Origin of the sequence: Wenjunlia tyrosinilytica (genome assembly GCF_014646055.1) — a bacterium.
Lineage (GTDB): Bacteria > Actinomycetota > Actinomycetes > Streptomycetales > Streptomycetaceae > Wenjunlia > Wenjunlia tyrosinilytica.
The window spans coordinates 82539-98182 of record NZ_BMMS01000014.1; the positions used below are offsets into that span (position 1 = coordinate 82539).

At 70.8% G+C, this 15644-nt stretch carries 12 protein-coding genes; 6 read left to right on the forward strand and 6 right to left on the reverse strand.

All coding sequences use genetic code 11. From position 1 onward, the window contains the following. Window positions 1-31 precede the first annotated feature (31 nt). Together IEY86_RS17300 and tpg are read left to right on the forward strand one after the other, a co-directional pair. Entirely contained in the window at window positions 32-817 is a 786-nt protein-coding gene (locus IEY86_RS17300) for a GntR family transcriptional regulator (RefSeq protein WP_189132607.1), read from the forward strand. A 418-nt stretch (window positions 818-1235) separates the two neighbouring features. Then, a complete protein-coding gene (tpg, locus tag IEY86_RS17305; RefSeq protein ID WP_189132608.1) occupies window positions 1236-1793 on the forward strand; it encodes a telomere-protecting terminal protein Tpg in 558 nt (185 codons plus the stop codon). Window positions 1794-1959: 166 nt separating this feature from the next. On the opposite strand, the gene IEY86_RS17310 is transcribed toward tpg, so the two are convergent. After that, on the reverse strand, window positions 1960-2511 hold the full coding sequence (locus IEY86_RS17310) for a hypothetical protein (protein WP_189132609.1): 552 nt from the start codon (window positions 2509-2511) through the stop codon (window positions 1960-1962). A 734-nt stretch (window positions 2512-3245) separates the two neighbouring features. Here IEY86_RS17310 and IEY86_RS17315 point away from each other — a divergent pair. The 4 genes from IEY86_RS17315 to IEY86_RS17330 all read left to right on the forward strand — a co-directional run bounded on the left by IEY86_RS17315 (window position 3246) and on the right by IEY86_RS17330 (window position 7708). Continuing rightward, window positions 3246-3536 (forward strand): helix-turn-helix domain-containing protein, encoded by a 291-nt coding sequence (locus IEY86_RS17315; RefSeq protein WP_229698515.1) that lies wholly within the window; start codon window positions 3246-3248, stop codon window positions 3534-3536. 29 nt (window positions 3537-3565) lie between these two features. Then, a complete protein-coding gene (gene tap / locus IEY86_RS17320) occupies window positions 3566-5920 on the forward strand; it encodes a telomere-associated protein Tap (RefSeq protein WP_189132611.1) in 2355 nt (784 codons plus the stop codon). Window positions 5921-6103: 183 nt separating this feature from the next. Beyond that, on the forward strand, window positions 6104-6457 hold the full coding sequence (locus IEY86_RS17325) for a YciI family protein (protein WP_189132612.1): 354 nt from the start codon (window positions 6104-6106) through the stop codon (window positions 6455-6457). 33 nt (window positions 6458-6490) lie between these two features. Continuing rightward, window positions 6491-7708: an RNA polymerase sigma factor gene (locus tag IEY86_RS17330; protein ID WP_189132613.1), complete on the forward strand. Its 1218-nt coding sequence runs from the start codon at window positions 6491-6493 to the stop codon at window positions 7706-7708. 74 nt (window positions 7709-7782) lie between these two features. Here the strand turns inward: IEY86_RS17330 and IEY86_RS17335 are convergent, their stop codons facing one another. The 5 genes from IEY86_RS17335 to IEY86_RS17355 all read right to left on the reverse strand — a co-directional run bounded on the left by IEY86_RS17335 (window position 7783) and on the right by IEY86_RS17355 (window position 15580). Then, a complete protein-coding gene (locus IEY86_RS17335) occupies window positions 7783-9075 on the reverse strand; it encodes an ammonium transporter (protein WP_189132614.1) in 1293 nt (430 codons plus the stop codon). A gap of 284 nt (window positions 9076-9359) precedes the next feature. Continuing rightward, window positions 9360-10613, reverse strand: a complete 1254-nt coding sequence (locus IEY86_RS17340; protein WP_189132615.1) for a response regulator — start codon at window positions 10611-10613, stop codon at window positions 9360-9362. A 167-nt stretch (window positions 10614-10780) separates the two neighbouring features. Continuing rightward, entirely contained in the window at window positions 10781-12808 is a 2028-nt protein-coding gene (locus tag IEY86_RS17345) for an ABC transporter ATP-binding protein (RefSeq protein WP_189132616.1), read from the reverse strand. A 111-nt stretch (window positions 12809-12919) separates the two neighbouring features. Then, window positions 12920-14167: a cytochrome P450 gene (locus IEY86_RS17350; RefSeq protein WP_189132739.1), complete on the reverse strand. Its 1248-nt coding sequence runs from the start codon at window positions 14165-14167 to the stop codon at window positions 12920-12922. A 57-nt stretch (window positions 14168-14224) separates the two neighbouring features. Beyond that, entirely contained in the window at window positions 14225-15580 is a 1356-nt protein-coding gene (locus IEY86_RS17355) for a glutamine synthetase family protein (RefSeq protein WP_189132617.1), read from the reverse strand. Between the last annotated feature and the right edge of the window lie 64 nt (window positions 15581-15644).

The following is a 15644-nucleotide window of genomic DNA, read 5'->3' on the forward strand; positions in this document are numbered from 1 at the left end:
CAAGCAGGTGGCCGACGCCATCCGAGAGGGCATGGTCACCGGCGAACACCCTCCGGGGTCGCTACTGCCGTCCGAAGCCCAGCTGATCGAGCGCTACAAGGTGTCGAGGCCCACCGTCCGCAAGGCGGTCGAGGCACTGCGCACACACGGGCTGATCGACGTCATCCACGGCAAGGGATCGTTCGTGCGAGGAACCCCCGCCAGTCCGGCCGCCACGCTGGCACGCACCGTCAGCAAGTCCGGCAGCCGCTGCCAGCTCCCCGCCGACCAGTGGGCCCAGATCGAGAAGGCGACGATCTACCGCACCCAGACCGACGAGACGACGGGCCCGCTGCTGGAACTGGACCAGGCCGAGGAACTGTTCGGCGTGGACCGCTCAACTCCCCTACCGGATCACCGCCACCAGAGCGACGAACCAGCAAGGAGCCGTGCCCAGCTAGACAGACTCCGGGCGCCCTCCCGAGCATGTACCCAGGAGGCTTTCATGAACATTGCGGCGCTGGCCTTATCAGTCATTGCGCTCATCGTCGCCCTCTACACGTCCTACAGACAGCGACAGCTATCCCGGCACGCGAACTCCATATCAGTTCTCGTTGACCTCTTCCGTGAGCACCGCGGCGAGCGTATGGCAGAGGCACGCGAGTTCGTCTACAAAGAACTGCCCAGTTACGACCCATCCAGCGGGTTGGCGTCATTACCCAAGGAGAAGCAGGCACTCGTCCGTGAACTTGCGTGGTTTATGACAACTTGGGTGTGCTCGTGGCTCACGACATTGTCGATCTCCGTCCAGTTTCCGGCTATCTCGGCGGATCAGTGATCTTGACTTGGGAGAAGCTGCGGCCCTTCGTGGAGGCTCAGCGAGCGACGTACGCGCCCACGGGCGCGGACCCTCAACGGTGGCAGATCTACTACGAGAACCTTTACCTACTCATCCAGGAGACACCGCCGGTCGAAGCCCGCTCGTCCGAGAGGAACTGGCGAGTCCGGGAATCGAACCGTGCAACGCCCTGAGCCCGGACAGAGCCCGGAGGGACGAGCTGTCGCACTTACATCTACTTCCTCAAGGGCGGCGGCGCTGCGCGCCGCCGCGCGGCCCCTGGGCCGCGCGTGCTTCTGGATGACACCATCGCTCGCCGTCTTCACAGGAGCGAGGCGTGCATGCCCTGGCGGCCGGATGTCCGCTGTCGGCGGTAGGTTGGTGACTACCCGAAACGTGTGAGGCAGGGAGGTGCCCCGTGGGGAAGATCGACGAGGGGCTGGAGCGGGCCGCGCAGCATGTCGTGACCCGGCAGCCGCCGAAGTCGACCGCCGCCCGGGTGCGGTTCCTGGTCCAGCAGTACGACGGCAGCACCCGTGCCGTGGCGCGGTTGCTCGGGGTCTCCCAGCGCAGCGTCGAGCGGTATCTCACGGGGGAGCGCAAGCGGCCGCCGCGGCCGATCGCGGAGAGGATCGAGGCGGAGGTCCGCCGCCGCTGGCAGCCGAGAGTGCGCAAACGGGCCGAGAAGCGCGCGGCCGAGACCGGGATCACCGTCGAGGCCCGTGCCCAGTTCGGCTTCGCCTCCGCAGTGGGCTCCACGGACGACCCGAGGCTTCGGCTGGTCACCCAGCGGCTGCCGGGGGAGTACGCCGCCCGGCTGTTCGAGGCTCGCAGCACCGGCGCGGCCGAGCGCGATCTCGAGGGCATTGTCGCCGAGGGCCTGCAGGAGGTGTACTTCAAGGACGGCGGCCGCCGCGCGGACGGCCTCGTCGTGGAGTTCACGGGGATCGACTACGTCGAGTTCGACTTCGGCTGAGCGACCAGCGCACTGGGGCGGCGGTTGCTCGCCTGAGCCGAAGCACGTTGGTTGTCACCGAGGCAGGTAGGTTGTCACGAGACTGTCGGAACTCGGGGCGGTCGGCACGTAGGCAGCGGCGCCCCGCCCCAGAACCGGCGGGCGGGGCGCCACGGTGTGTCAGCGGCTACAGCAGGGCAATCGAGCTCGCCCGGTCGTTCATCGCGTCCCCGACGTACGAGGTCGACTGCTGGTACTCCTGGTGGACACCGGAGGTGTCGGGGGCATCCCACAGCTCCAGCCAGCAGGACAGCGTGGTCAGCGAGCTGACGGAGTTGTTGAAGGTGCCGTCGAGATTGGTCTGGGCGTCGCGGCCGTTGCCGCTCAGGCAGGCGTGCTCGCCGGTTAAGACAAGGGTGGAGCCGCCGTAGTTCGAGTCCGTGTAGACGACGCCGAGCTGCACGGCCTGCGCCCCTGCGGTGGCCGATGACCCCGTGAGGCGGTCGGCCAGCTTCTTGTCGATGTGCTTCCCCGACAGCGGCGCATCGGTGATGCGTCCGTTGGGGGAGGAAGCGATGGCCTCGCGGAACGTGCTGTAGCACTGCTTGCTGCCTGAATCGATGTTGAGCACGCAGTTCCTCGCAGGGGCGGGCGCGGCGCTCGCGGTGGCAACGGCTGCACCCAGGGTGAGCATGGTGGCTGCCGTGGCGATCGCGATGCGTGAGGTACGAGCAAACATGGGTCATCCCTGTCTCGTGGACGTTCTAACGACACCGTGGATACTTCCGCCCTCGTCCGACATGGGCCAGGGGCATATTCGGTCAGGGCCGGTGTATGAGACACGAGTTGCTTCGGTTTTGCGGGGGACACCACACGCCGTGTGGGGTCCCTGACCTGCTTCGACTCATTACACAGACCAGCGACAAGATCCCGGGGCAGGACACCGGAGAACGCGACGCGAACTGTTCGAGGCCGCGGCTCCGGGGCCGGTACGCCCCACACCAACGCGGCCCGTGACCGGGGCAGGACGGCCCAAGCCGGCCCGGTGCCCAGCGTGGGTTACTCGCCGCGCCGCTGCCGGTTGCGCAACTGCTCTTGGATGGAGCGGGCGACCTCTACCGCGCGGTGGAGGGGAAAAGGTCCTCCCAGCTGCACTGATGCGACCATACGGACCCGGTGTCAGCGGCTTCGACTCCCCTTCCCGCCCCAGCACGTGTAGCGGCCATGACCTCATGGAAGCGCGGCGGAAAGCCACCGGCTCCCGATCTTCGTCTCTGGTGACAGAAAAGAGTGCTGAATGAGCGCATGTGACAAGTCGAATGCCTTGCTGGTGACAACCAGAGTGCTTCGACGGTTTCACTTTGCCAGCTCACTCGGCTCCGCAGGTGACAACTCCTGAGCTTCGGCTCATCGCCGCATGCGCATCCCGCACGTCCCATGCGCAATGCGCATGAAGTGGCTAGGGTGACCCCCGTGACGCTTTCGACGGAAGAACTCCTGCGCCTCAGCGTGGCCGCCCTGATGCGTCACACCGGGGAGCACCAGGCCGACCTGGCCGCGGGGATCGGACTCAGCCAGGCCCAGGTCAGCCGGAAGCAGACGGGCAAGGCGCTGTGGAGCCTGGCGGATGTGGACCGGCTCGCCGCGCACTACGGCATGAGCGTGGCCGACCTGCTCGCCGGGCCCACCAACGCCGTCACCTGCCTGCCCCCCGCCCGCCGTGCCACGATCGTCCGCGGCACCGAGTCCGTCGTCGACGCCTGACCGGCCACCCGACCCGAGAGGAGACAGGCATGTCGGAACTGTTCGACGCGGTTGACGCCCTGCTGGCGCAGCCCGCCGACGCCCTGCCGCCCCCCGGCGAGCGGGCCCGTCTGCGGGAGGCCGGACGGCTGACCCACGACCAGGTCGCCGCCGCGTTGAAGGTCACGCCAGAGGCGGTATGGGCCTGGGAGTCCGGGCTGATCGAGCCGCGGCCTCCGCAACGCCAGGCATACGCCCGGCTGCTGGCGGGCCTGGCCGAACGCCACCCGGCTCCGTCCGCGCCGGACACGGCCGCACCTGCGGCTCCCGCGCCCGCCCCGGCAGCGCCGCGGCAGGACCGGGCCCCAGGCGAGCGGGCCGCCGGCGACCGGGACAACGAGCGTGAACCGGAGCGGGGGCACGACCCCGAGCGGGGGCACGACCCCGAGCGCGAGCCGCGCGCGGTGCCCTGCGTGCGCTGTGGCAGGCCGACCACTTCGGTGGTCGACGGACAGCCTCAGCACGCCTACCCGTCGGCGCTGGCCGCGCTGGGTGTGCCCCGCTGCTGGGAGCAGGGGACCGCGCAGGGTCCGGAGACCACCGGAGGCGGCGCGGCGGCCGCCTCCGCCGTCCCCGCCGCCAAGCCCCCTGCGTCGCCCGGACCGCCGTCCCCGGCCCGCCCCCGCCGCGCCGCCGCCTCCGCCCCGGCCCGACGCCCCCGGCTCTCCGCCGCGGCCTCGGCCGCCGACACCCTCTTCCCGGGCGGTCCCCTCGCCGTGCTCGACCGCGGCGGCGACGGCGCCCTGATCGCCCACCTGGCCGACGGCCGCGTCCTGCCCGTGCCCGCCAAGTCCCTTTCCGCCCTGGCGGCCTGGGCGCTCGACACCGCCCGCCTGGGGACCCCCCGCCTGCACCGCCACGGCAAGGACAGCGACGCCCTCGTCGTCCTCACCGCCGCCGCGACCGAACGCCTCGGCCTCCCTCCTGGCCTCGAGGACCGGCGGACCCTGCGCCTGCCCGGGGACCACAAGTGCGTCCGGCAGATCACCAAGGCGGGCTGGAAGCTCACCCGGCGGGGCTTCGGCCCTTGGGCCCGCCTGTACCAGCCGGCCACCGGTGGCGCACGCCGCTGTGTGCAACTCGCCGTCCTGCCCTGGGGCGCTCTGGAACCCCGCGCCTGGGGTGACGCCGCCGATCTGCCCGCCCCGGAGCTGGCCGCGCTGCTGGGCACCTTCACCGCCCGGGTCATCACCCCGCGCGGGTCGACGGCGGTGAACGGCCTGGAGCTGATGACGGCCCTGCGGCCTCCCACCCGTGCCGTCAAGGACGAGGCGGGCGTGTGGGTCTCCGGGCCGGTGCCCGGCTCCCTGACCGAACCTGTCGACCCCGCCCCGCCGGAGGCCCCGGAGGAGCACCCGATCGCCCGGACGCGGGCCGCCGCCGACGTCCTGGTCGAGGAGGCCTACGACTGGGCGCGCCCGTTGGAGCTGGTGGACGAGGCCGAGCGGCGGCTGCCGTACGCGGTCGGGGTGGATGTGATGACGGCGTTCCTCGCCGCCGCCAACCGCCTCACCGTCGGCACCGGTCCGGCCGAGCACATCGACCGGCCGGTGTTCGACAAGAAGATCCCGGGCTGCTGGCAGGTGGACCTGTCCGGCATCGACCTCGACCCGCGGCTGCCCAGCCCCTTCACCCCCACCGGGGAGGCACCCGCGGGGCCCGGCTGGTACGCCACGCCGACCGTGGCCTACGCGCTCGAACTCGGTGCCACCGTCGCGCCGCTCCAGGCCTGGCTGCGTCCGGAGCCCAGCCCCTATCTGGACCCCTGGTACACACGGCTGCGAGATGCCTACATGGACACCATGGCCGATCTGGGCGTCACGCCCGAACTGGACCCGGGCGCGTTCCTGCACGCCATGGAGACGCACAAGGACGACCCGGCCGGTGCGGCGCTGCTGTCGGCGATCAAGGCCACGGTCAAGGGCGGTGTGGGCAAGCTGCGGGAGCGCCCGCAAGGGGCCCGCTACCGGCCCGGTGAACGCTGGCCCGCCCTCGAACGCCCGACGTGGCGGCCGGACATCCGTGCGGCGCTGATCGCCGCCGCGCGCGTGAACATGCACCGCAAGATGCGCAAGATGGCGGCCTTCGGACGGTATCCGCTGGCGGTGCTGTCGGACTGCGTGGTCTACCCCGCCGCCGGACCCTCCCCGCTGGATGTGCTGCCGTTCACGGACGACGGCAAGCCGGTTCCCGGAGCCTTCCGCCTCGGGGTCAACCCCGGCTACGTCAAGCACGAGGGCACCCGGGAGATGGCCTGGACGCTGAGCGCCATGGCCGACGGGGTCAATCCCGCCCGCCACATCAAAGGCGACGGCCACGACGCCGTCCTGCTGGGCGGCGAGTAGGCCCGACGGGCCCGCCAGGGCAGACGCCTGTCCACCCCTGTCCCGTCACCGGGGGCGCGCGCAACGCGCAAATGGAAAATCTCGTGGCGCGACCGCGGCCCCTGTCGATCCGGAGGCAAGCTGTTCGTATGGAGGGTGAGACGCCGGCACGGAGTCGGCGGCGACGCCAAAGGAAGATCACAGATGAAGAACTACCTGCTCAGCGTGATTCAGCCCGCGGGCGATCCTCCCCCGCCGGAGGTCCTGGACAAGGTGATGCGGGACGTCCGGGCCTTCGACGAGGAGCTCAGGGCCGCCGGGGCCTGGGTCTTCAACGGCGGACTGCACCCTCCGAGCACTGCCACGGTCGTGCGGGTCCAGGACGGTGAGGTGCTCACCTCCGACGGCCCGTTCGCCGAGGGCAAGGAGCACATCGGAGGATGTGTGATCATCAAGGTCACGGATCTCGACTCCGCGCTCGAATGGGGCCGCAAGGCCGCCGCGGCGACCACCCTCCCGATCGAAGTACGTCCGTTCCAGGGCGAAGCCGAGGACTGAGGACGACGACCGGGATCGAGGGCTGACAACCACGTGTCCGGTGTCCCCGCCTCGGAGGTCGAGCGCGTGTTCCGTGAGGAGTACGGGCGCGCGGTGGCCGTCCTGGTCCGCGACATCGGTGACATCGGTGTCGCCGAGGAAGCGGTCCAGGACGCCTTCACCGAGGCGGTGCGGCGCTGGCCCGGCACGGGACTGCCGCCGAGTCCGGCCGGCTGGATCATCACCACCGCCCGCAACCGCGCGATCGACCGCCTGCGCCGGGAAGCGTCCCGCGAGGACCGGCACGCCCAGGCCGCCCTGCTGTACGCACCCGCGGAACCCGGCGAGGAGGGCGCCGTGCGCGACGACCGGTTGCGCCTGATCTTCACCTGCTGCCACCCGGCGCTCGCTCCCCGGGTCCAGGTCGCTCTCACGCTCCGGCTCCTGGGAGGACTCACCACCGCCGAGATCGCGCACGCCTTCCTGGTGCCCGAGCCGACGATGGCGCAGCGGCTGGTCAGGGCGAAGGGAAAGATCCGCGACGCCCGGATCCCCTACCGTGTCCCGAAAGAGGCGGATCTCCCGGAGCGCCTGCGGGCCGTGCTGGCCGTTGTCTACCTCATCTTCAACGAGGGCTACGCGGCGAGCTCGGGCGACCGGCTGGTCCGCGAGGACCTGTGTGCCGAGGCCATCCGCCTGGGACGGCTCCTGGTGGAGCTCATGCCCGACGAGCCGGAGGCCATGGGACTGCTCGCGCTCATGCTGCTCGTCGAGTCGCGTCGGGCCGCCCGCACCACTCCGGACGGTGAACTGGTCCTCCTGGCCGGCCAGGACCGCGGCCTCTGGGACCGAGGCCTCATCGCCGAGGGCCAGGCCATCGTCCGCGGATGCCTACGGCGCGACCGGCCCGGCCCGTATCAGATCCAGGCCGCGATCAATGCCGTCCACAGCGACGCGCCGACCGCGGCCGCCACGGACTGGCGGCAGGTCCTACGGCTCTACGACCAGCTCCTCTCGGTGGCCCCGACTCCCGTGGTGGCGCTCAACCGCGCGGTCGCGGTGGCCGAGGTCGACGGACCGGAGGCGGCGCTCACCCTCGTCGACGGGCTCGACCTCGGCGGCTACTACCTCTTCCACGCCGTCCGCGCCGACCTGCTCCGGCGGCTCGGCCGCGACGCGGACGCGGCGCTCGCGTACGAGGAGGCCATCGCCCGCACCGGCAACGCCGCCGAACGGGACTTTCTGCGGCGCGGCCGCCGGACGCTCCCCTGAGCGGGATCACCACCCGGGCGCAGCGCGAGCGCCAGGAGCCGCCGCGTCCGACCGCGGCGGCTCCGCGTCACGCTCTACGCGTCCACCATCGTGTGCTCGGGCGCGGCCGTTCCGGCGTCGCCCGGGCCCGGGGAGGGTACGGCGTGAAGGCCCGCCGGGGAGCCGCCCAGCGCGCTGAAGTCATAGGCGGTCTCGGCGTGGAAGGCCTGGTCGACCCCGGCGGTCTCGTCGTCCTCGCTGGCCCGGAAGCCCACGGTGCCGTCGACGAGCTTGGCGAGAAGCCAGGAGACGACGAAGGAGAACGCCATCACCGAGAAGGCGCCGACCGCCTGCCTGCCCAGCTGGTCCAGCCCCGCCCTGCCCCCGGTGGCGAGCACGCCGACGAGCAGGGTGCCGATGACACCGCCGACGAGGTGGACGCCGACGACGTCCAGTGAGTCGTCGTAGCCCAGCTTGTACTTGAGGCTGACCGCCCACGAGCACACACCACCGGCGGCAACGCCGATGACGAGCGCGCCGAACGCGTTGACATGGGCACCCGACGGAGTGATGGCGACCAGACCGGCCACCGCGCCGGAGGCCGCGCCGAGCGTGGTGAACGCCCCGTGCCGGATCCGCTCGTACGCCAGCCAGCCGAGCATCGCGGCGCCTGCGGCCACCTGGGTGTTCAGAGCCATGTTGGCGGCCGTGCCGTTCGCCGCGAGGGCGGATCCCGCGTTGAACCCGAACCAGCCGAACCAGAGCAGACCGGCGCCCAGCATCACCAGGGGCAGGCTGTGGGGCCGCATCGGCTCCTGCGTGAATCCGATCCGCTTGCCCACCACCAGGACGGCGGCGAGCGCGCCGATACCGGCGTTGATGTGGACCGCCGTGCCGCCCGCGAAGTCGATGACCTCGAGCTTGAACAGCCAGCCGTCCGCCTGCCACACCCAGTGCGCCACCGGGAAGTAGACGAGCGTGACCCACAGGGTGATGAACAGCGCCCAGGCGCTGAATTTCACCCGGTCCGCCAGCGCCCCGCTCATCAGTGCGGGAGTGATGACGGCGAACATCAGCTGGAAGAGCGCGAAGGCGAATACGGGAATGCCTTCCTTTCCGCCGGACAGCGTCTCGACACCGATGCCCTTGAGGCCGATGTGGTCGAAGTCGCCCAGCAGGCCGCCGCCGATGTCGTCACCGAAGGCGAGCGAGTATCCATAGAGCACCCACAGCACGCTGACGATGCCGAGCGAGACAAAGGACATCATGAGCATGCTCAGCGCGCTCTTCACGCGCACCATGCCGCCGTAGAAGAATGCCAGGCCGGGTGTCATCAGCATGACGAGCGCGGCACTGATCAGGACGAACGCGGTATCTGCGCCGTTCAAGGTCGGGACTCCCATGGGTTGAACCGCCCCCGGTCCATGGGGGCGGTGAGGTGCTGTATTCCGGGTGGCGTGCGAAGCCTGGAGTGGCGTGCCGAGCCGAGTCGGTCGAACCGCCGAAGCCATGTGACCAATGGCCACTACCACTTGACAACCCATCACCAGGGCTGTCGCAAAAGGCTTCGGCGCGCTCGACGAAAGCTTTCGGTCAGCGGGAGGCCGCGGGTATCCGGCCCCCGGCCCTGCGGAAAGGAGGCGTTTCGGTAAGCCCTTCACGTGATCCTTGGCTACTGGTCGAGCTCCTGCTCGATCGGCGGCTTGTCAGCCGTGCCGCGTGGCGCGTCGGCCTCCTCCCGCTGGCCGTAGCTGACGCGCTCGATGAACATCTCGGTGAAGACGGAGACCTTGGCCCGCAGCGCCCAGGGGTCGAACGGCTTGGCGATGTAGTCGACGGCCCCGGCGGCATAGCCGCGGGTGGCGTGCTCCGAGTCGCTGCCCATGGCGGTGAGGAAGATGATCGGGATGTGCCTGGTGCGGGCGCGGCGCTTGATGTGCGCGGCGGTCTCGTAGCCGTCCATGTCGGGCATCTGCACATCCAGCAGGATCACGGCGAAGTCGTCCTGCTCCAGCAGCGCCTTGAGTGCCTCGGTGCCGGACGTGGCCGCCACGATCTCGTAGTGCAGTGCGGAGAGCACCTCGGAGAGGGCGAGCAGATTGTTGGGCTGGTCGTCGACGATGAGGATCCTGGGCTGCGGTCCGGCCGGCGCCCGTAACCGGTGCGGCGCCGGAACGTCCGCCACGGCGGCCGGCTCGGGCACCATCGCGGGCGCCGCGCCCGAGTCCGGTCGGGGACCCGGCTCCGGTTCACCGGCCCGCCGCACCGTGCTCTGCTGTTCCTCCACCGTGGCGAGCTGCCGCTCCAGCAGCTCGCACCGGGACTCGGCGAGCAGCGCCCGCTGCCGTGCGACCTCCAGCTCCTCGGTGAGCCGCTGCACCTCGGACAGCAGCATGTCCCGCTCCTGGGTGAGCTGCTCGCGGTCCTTGAGATGCAGTTCCACGGCGTCGGCGCTGCGCTGCCCGTCGGCCCAGGCGGCCTCCATCCGGTTCAGCCGCACCTGGAGGTCGGCGATGCGGTGCTTGCGGTCGAGCAGGACCTCGCTGAGGGCCTCCTCCTGCACGGTGGACCGCCGGGCCTCTCGGTCGGCCTGTGCCAGCTGCGTCTGCAGGAGGTCCATCGCGTGGGAGGCCGAGCCACCGGTCTGCACCGCCGCCCGGTGGAGTTCCCGCATCAGACTCATGGCCTGCGGTGTGGGGGCGGCGCGGTGGTGCTCGGCCACGTCCTGGAACAGGTCGACGACGAACTCCCAGGGCGGGATCCTCGTCCCGCTCAGATAGCGCGAGAGGGTCCCGGCGTCCCGGTAGCGGCGTGCGGCGTAGCGCCGCACCGAGACCTCCAGGCCCGCGAACAACTGCCGCAGGGCCTCCGCGAAGGCTCTGCTCTCGTTGGTCAACCCCGCTCCGAGGGGACGCAGCTCACCCACAAAGCTCTCCGATCAGGCTGGTGAGGAAGGCAGCCGCGAGACGCGGCTGCCTTGTTCGGGCCGTACCGCCATGGGCGCGGCGGCGGGTGATCCGATTCTCGTGGGTCGAGGCGGCGTTGCAGGGGCGCAACGGGACCGGCGGCAACAACCGGCAACAAGCGTGCCGCTCAGGCCTCCGGCTCGCGGGCTGGCTGGAGGCCGGTGGCGCGCTCCTCGGGCGAGACAGGCCGGGGAATCACATTCGCGGCATCGGCCGGGCGGGTCGCGTACTGGTCGGCCTGCATCCGGTACATCGAGGCATAGCGGCCGCCCCTGGCCACGAGCTCGTCATGGGTGCCGTGCTCGACGAGACGGCCGTGGTGCAGGACGTAGATGGCGTCGGCGCGCCGGACCGCGGCCATGCGGTGAGTGACGAGCACGACCGCGCGCCCCGGCTCGGCCAGCGCGCGGATCTTCTCGAAACAGGCGATCTCCGCCGCCGGGTCGAGGGCGGAGGTGGGCTCGTCGACGATGACCACGGTCGCATGGCGGTAGCGCGTTCGGGCCAGCCCGATCTTCTGCCACTGACCACCCGACAGCTCGGACGCGCCGCGGAACATCCGGGCCAGCAGGGTCTCCATCCCGTGGGGCAGGTCGGCGATCACCTCGTCCGCGCCGGAGTACGCGGCGGCCCGGTGGAGTTCGTCCGGCCCGGCCGGGCGGGAGGGCCTGCCCACGCGGATGTTGGCCGCCGCGGTGAACGGCCAGTGCTCGAAGTCCTGCGTCAGCAGGCTGACGTGGTCGAAGACCTGGCCGCGGTCGGCGTGGGCGAGGTCCACACCGTCCCACCGGATCCGGCCCTTGTCCGGCAGGTACAGGCCGGCCAGCAACTTGGCCAGGGTGGACTTGCCGGAGCCGTTCTCGCCGACCAGGGCGACGACCTGTCCGGTGGGGATGGACAGCGACACGTCCTCGACGGCGGCAGTGGCGCGGTCGGGATAGCGGAAGGTGACCTGCTCCAGGGCCACCACCGAGGGACGGGCGGGCAGGTCCAGGCCGCTGTCGGGGATCGCTCGGTGCCGGGCCTCGTCGAGGAAGCGGTCGAGGTCGCGGACGTACAGCGACTCCTCGTGCAGATCGTTGATGTTCATCACCAGGGCTCCGAGGCTCCCCGAACCGGAGCGGATGGCCAGCACGGCCGTGCCGGCGACCGCCAGCTCCATGTGCCCGGTCAGGATCAGCCCGCCGAGTGCAGCGTAGGTGGCCAGCGCCGCCACCCCGGACATCGCCGCCGCCAGCAGCTCGGTGGCGGCCTTCTGCCGCGCCAGGCGAGTCTGCTCGGCCTCGGCGGTCTCGGCCATCTGCCGGTAGTGCCGCAGCACATACGGACCCGCCCCGTGGACCCTTACCTCCGGCGCGGCGGTGCGGGAGGTGAGCATGCTGCCCAGCAGCCGTCCGGCCCGCACGTGTTCGACCCACTGCATCATCGAGACGTACCGGCGCTGCGCCACCCGCATCGCCCCCCATCCGCGCGGCGCCGCGATCAGGACGAGCATCGGCAGGAGCACCGGATGAAGGACCGTCAGGACACCGGCGGCGGCGACCAGGGCCAGGATGCCGTTGACTGCTGCCACGCAGGCGCCGATCATCCTGCGGGCCGAGCTCGAGCCGTACTGCGCGATGTCGATCAGGCGCCGGAAGTCGCCGTCCTCGACGGCCTCCAGTTCGACCCGCACGGCCCCTTCCAGGTATCGCTCGGTCGCCAGCCGCTCGACCTTGGGCTCCAGGCGTCCGGCCGCGGCGGTCGACCTCGACGCCAGGACGGCACCGATCACCGCGATCACCGAGGCCGCGATCAGGGCGGGCAGTGCGGCGTGCAGCCGCGCGGCCGCGCCACCGCCCGCCAGGATCGCCTGGAGGGCGGCGTTGACGGCCAGGAGGTTCAGCGCTCCGGTGACGCCCTGGCCGATCTCGGCGGCCCCCACGGTGACCAGGGCGTGCCGGTCGGCGTTCCAGGCCAGCCGCACCGTGCTGGAGACCAGCTGGGGTAAGGACCGGATCGCCGAGGCCATGGTGAGGTCGAGTGAGGCGTACTCGTGGTCGTTCCACCCCATGTCGTAGCGCAGTGGGCCGCCGAACAGCTCCCGTTCGCTGTCGGACACCGCCGGCTCGACGGGCTTGGGGCGGCGCAGCCACTGACTCAGGGGGTTGGGCATGGCGGACAGGATGCCTCCTCGATGAGGGCGTTCGGACGGGTGCTCGGACAACGATCCTCGAGGGTGGCCGGTCACGGGCAGTGTGTCGATCGCCGGTTCGAAGTGGCGCCGTCAGGCGAGGCCGACCTCCACCGGCAGCTCCTTGATGCCGTTGACGAAGTTGGAGCGCACCCGCGGCACGTCCCCGGTGAGGCGGATGTCCCGGACGCGGGGCAGCAGTTCCTCGAACATGATCTGGATCTCCAGGCGCGCCAGGGAGTTGCCCAGGCAGAAGTGCGGGCTGCCCTTGCCGAAGGTGACATGGTCGTTGTCGCGCCGGGTGACGTCGAAGTCGTACGGGTTGCCGAAGACCTTCTCGTCGCGGTTGCCGGAGGCGAACCACAGGACGACCTTGTCGCCCTCCTTGATCTGCTTGCCCCCGAGTTCGACATCGCGGGTCGCCGTACGCCGGAAGTGGTAGACGGGGGAGGCCCAGCGCAGGAACTCCTCGACGGCCTTGGGTATGAGTGCCGGATCCTCCCTCAACCTCGCCAGCTGCTCGGGATGCTGGATGAGCGCCAGCATGGAGTGCGTGATGGTGTGCCGGGTGGTCTCGTTCCCGGCGACCACGAGGAGGAGGAAGTAGTTGTCGAAGTCGGCGGGGGACAGCGGTACGCCGTCGGCCGGGGTCTGGTTGACGAGCCTGCTCACCAGGTCGGTGCCATCGCCGCCCCGGCGCTCGGCGGCGAGGCGGCGGCCGTAGTCGAAGACCTCGAGGGAGGCGGGGCTGCGGAAGGGCAGATCGCGGTACCGCTCGCTCTCCTCGCTGTGCAGCAGCACATCCGCGTAGTCGGGGTCGGTGTTGCCGATGATGCGGTTGCCCCAGTCGATGAGCTGCTGGGTGTCCTCCTCGGGGACGTCGAGCATCCGGGCGAGGACATTGATGGGGAAGTCCGCGGAGACCTCCTTGACGAAGTCGAAGCGGCCCTTGGGAAGGGCGGCGTCGAGCGTCTTCGCGGTCAGGCCGCGCAGGAAGGCTCCGTACTCGGCGACGGCGCGGGGCGTGAACTGCTTCTGCAGCATCTGGCGCAGCGCCCGGTGGCGCAGGCCGTCGCGCTCCAGCATGGAGGCGCGGATCGCGATCTGGCTGTCGTCCAGCTCCTCGAGGTTGACGAATCTGGAGGAGGTGAAGGTCTGCGGGTCGCGGTCGACCCGGACGATGTCCTCGTGCCGGGTGACGGCCCAGAAGCCCTGGTTGGGGGAGGGTTCGGGCTGCCAGTGGACCGGGTCCTCGTGGCGGAGGGTGTGGAACATCCGCCAGGGTGTGACGCCGTCGAGGAAGTTGTCGTTGTCGGCGAGGTCCACCTCCTCCAGCGGCATGGCGTAATCGTCGGGCAGGGTGTTCGTCACGGGTGCTCCTGGTGGCGCCGGCGGCGGTCAGAGGTGGTAGGAGTACTCGGCGAACTCCCAGTCGGTGACATGGCGCTCGAAGCGTTCGGCCTCGTCGCGCTTGTAGGTCAGGAAGGAGGCGGTGAACTCCTTGCCGAGGACGTCGGTCAGGGCCTCGTCCGCCTCCAGCGCGTCGAGCGCGGCGGTCAGGCTCATGGGCAGGACGGGCGATCTCTCCGGGTCGTAGCCGTAGCCCTCCAGCGGCGGGGGTGGCTCCTTTGCCTCCTGGATGCCGAGCAGCGCCGCGGCGGCGATGGCGGCGACGGCCAGGTAGGGGTTGGCGCCTGCGTCGCCGAGCCGAAGCTCCATCCGGGCGCCGGAGCCGCGCTCGGGAGGCACGCGGACCATGGCGCTGCGGTTGTCCAGGCCCCAGTCGACGAGCCAGGGGGCGAGGGTGCCCGGTCCGAAGCGCTTGTAGGAGTTGACAGTGGGGTTGAGCAGGGCCGCGAGCGCCGGTGCGTGCGCGAGCATGCCGGCGACGGCGTGCCGGGCGGTGTCCGAGAGGCCGAAGGGGGCGGCCGGGTCGCCGAAGGTGTTCTCCCCCCGGACGTTCTCGCAGGAGAAGTGGACGTGGAAGCCGGAACCGCCCGCGTCGTTGAAGGGCTTGGCCATGAAGGTGGCGAGCTTGCCCTCCTTGCGGGCCAGTTCCTTGACGGCGGCCTTGAAGAGGAAGGCGCGGTCCGCCGCGTTCAGGGCCTCGGAGTGGGTCAGGTTGATCTCGAACTGGCCGCCGTCGAACTCGTGGTTGCCCGAGACCACGCCGACGCCGAGGTCGTGCAGCTGCCGCATGGTGCGCAGCAGGTGGTTGCCGGGGTCGGCGCGCAGGCCGGTGGTGTAGACGGCGCCGCTGACCTCGCTGGAGCGGCGCCATCCGGTGGCGGTGCCCGGGGCCTGCTCGCACAGGAAGTACTCCAACTCCGGTCCGACGACCGGTCGTAGGTCGTGCTCGGCATAGCGGGCGAGCACGGAGCGGAGCATGTCGCGCGGTGACTCGGGGCAGGGGGCTCCGGTGACGGGGTCGGTCGTGTCGCCGAGGCACCAGGCGACTCCGGGCTCCCAGGGGATGGGGGTCAGGGTGTCGAGGTCGGGGCGTACGGCGATGTCGGGCAGTCCGGCGTCGAGCCCGCCGGTGATGGGCACGACGCCGCCGGCCGGGGTGGTGTGGTAGATGGCCCGGCAGAACGCCAGGCCGTGCCGGCACGCGGCCGGCAGATGGCCGAGCAGGATGTCACGGCCTCGGTCGCTGCCGATGAGATCGGGGTAGCCGACCCGCACGACGTCGATGCCCTGGGCGGTGAGACGGTCGATGTGCTGCTGGAGCTGAGGCTGTTCTTGAGCGCTCACCGGGTCTCCTCAGGCGGGCGGGAACGGGTGGCGGCCTCGGGGCTGGGCGCCCCGAATTCATTTG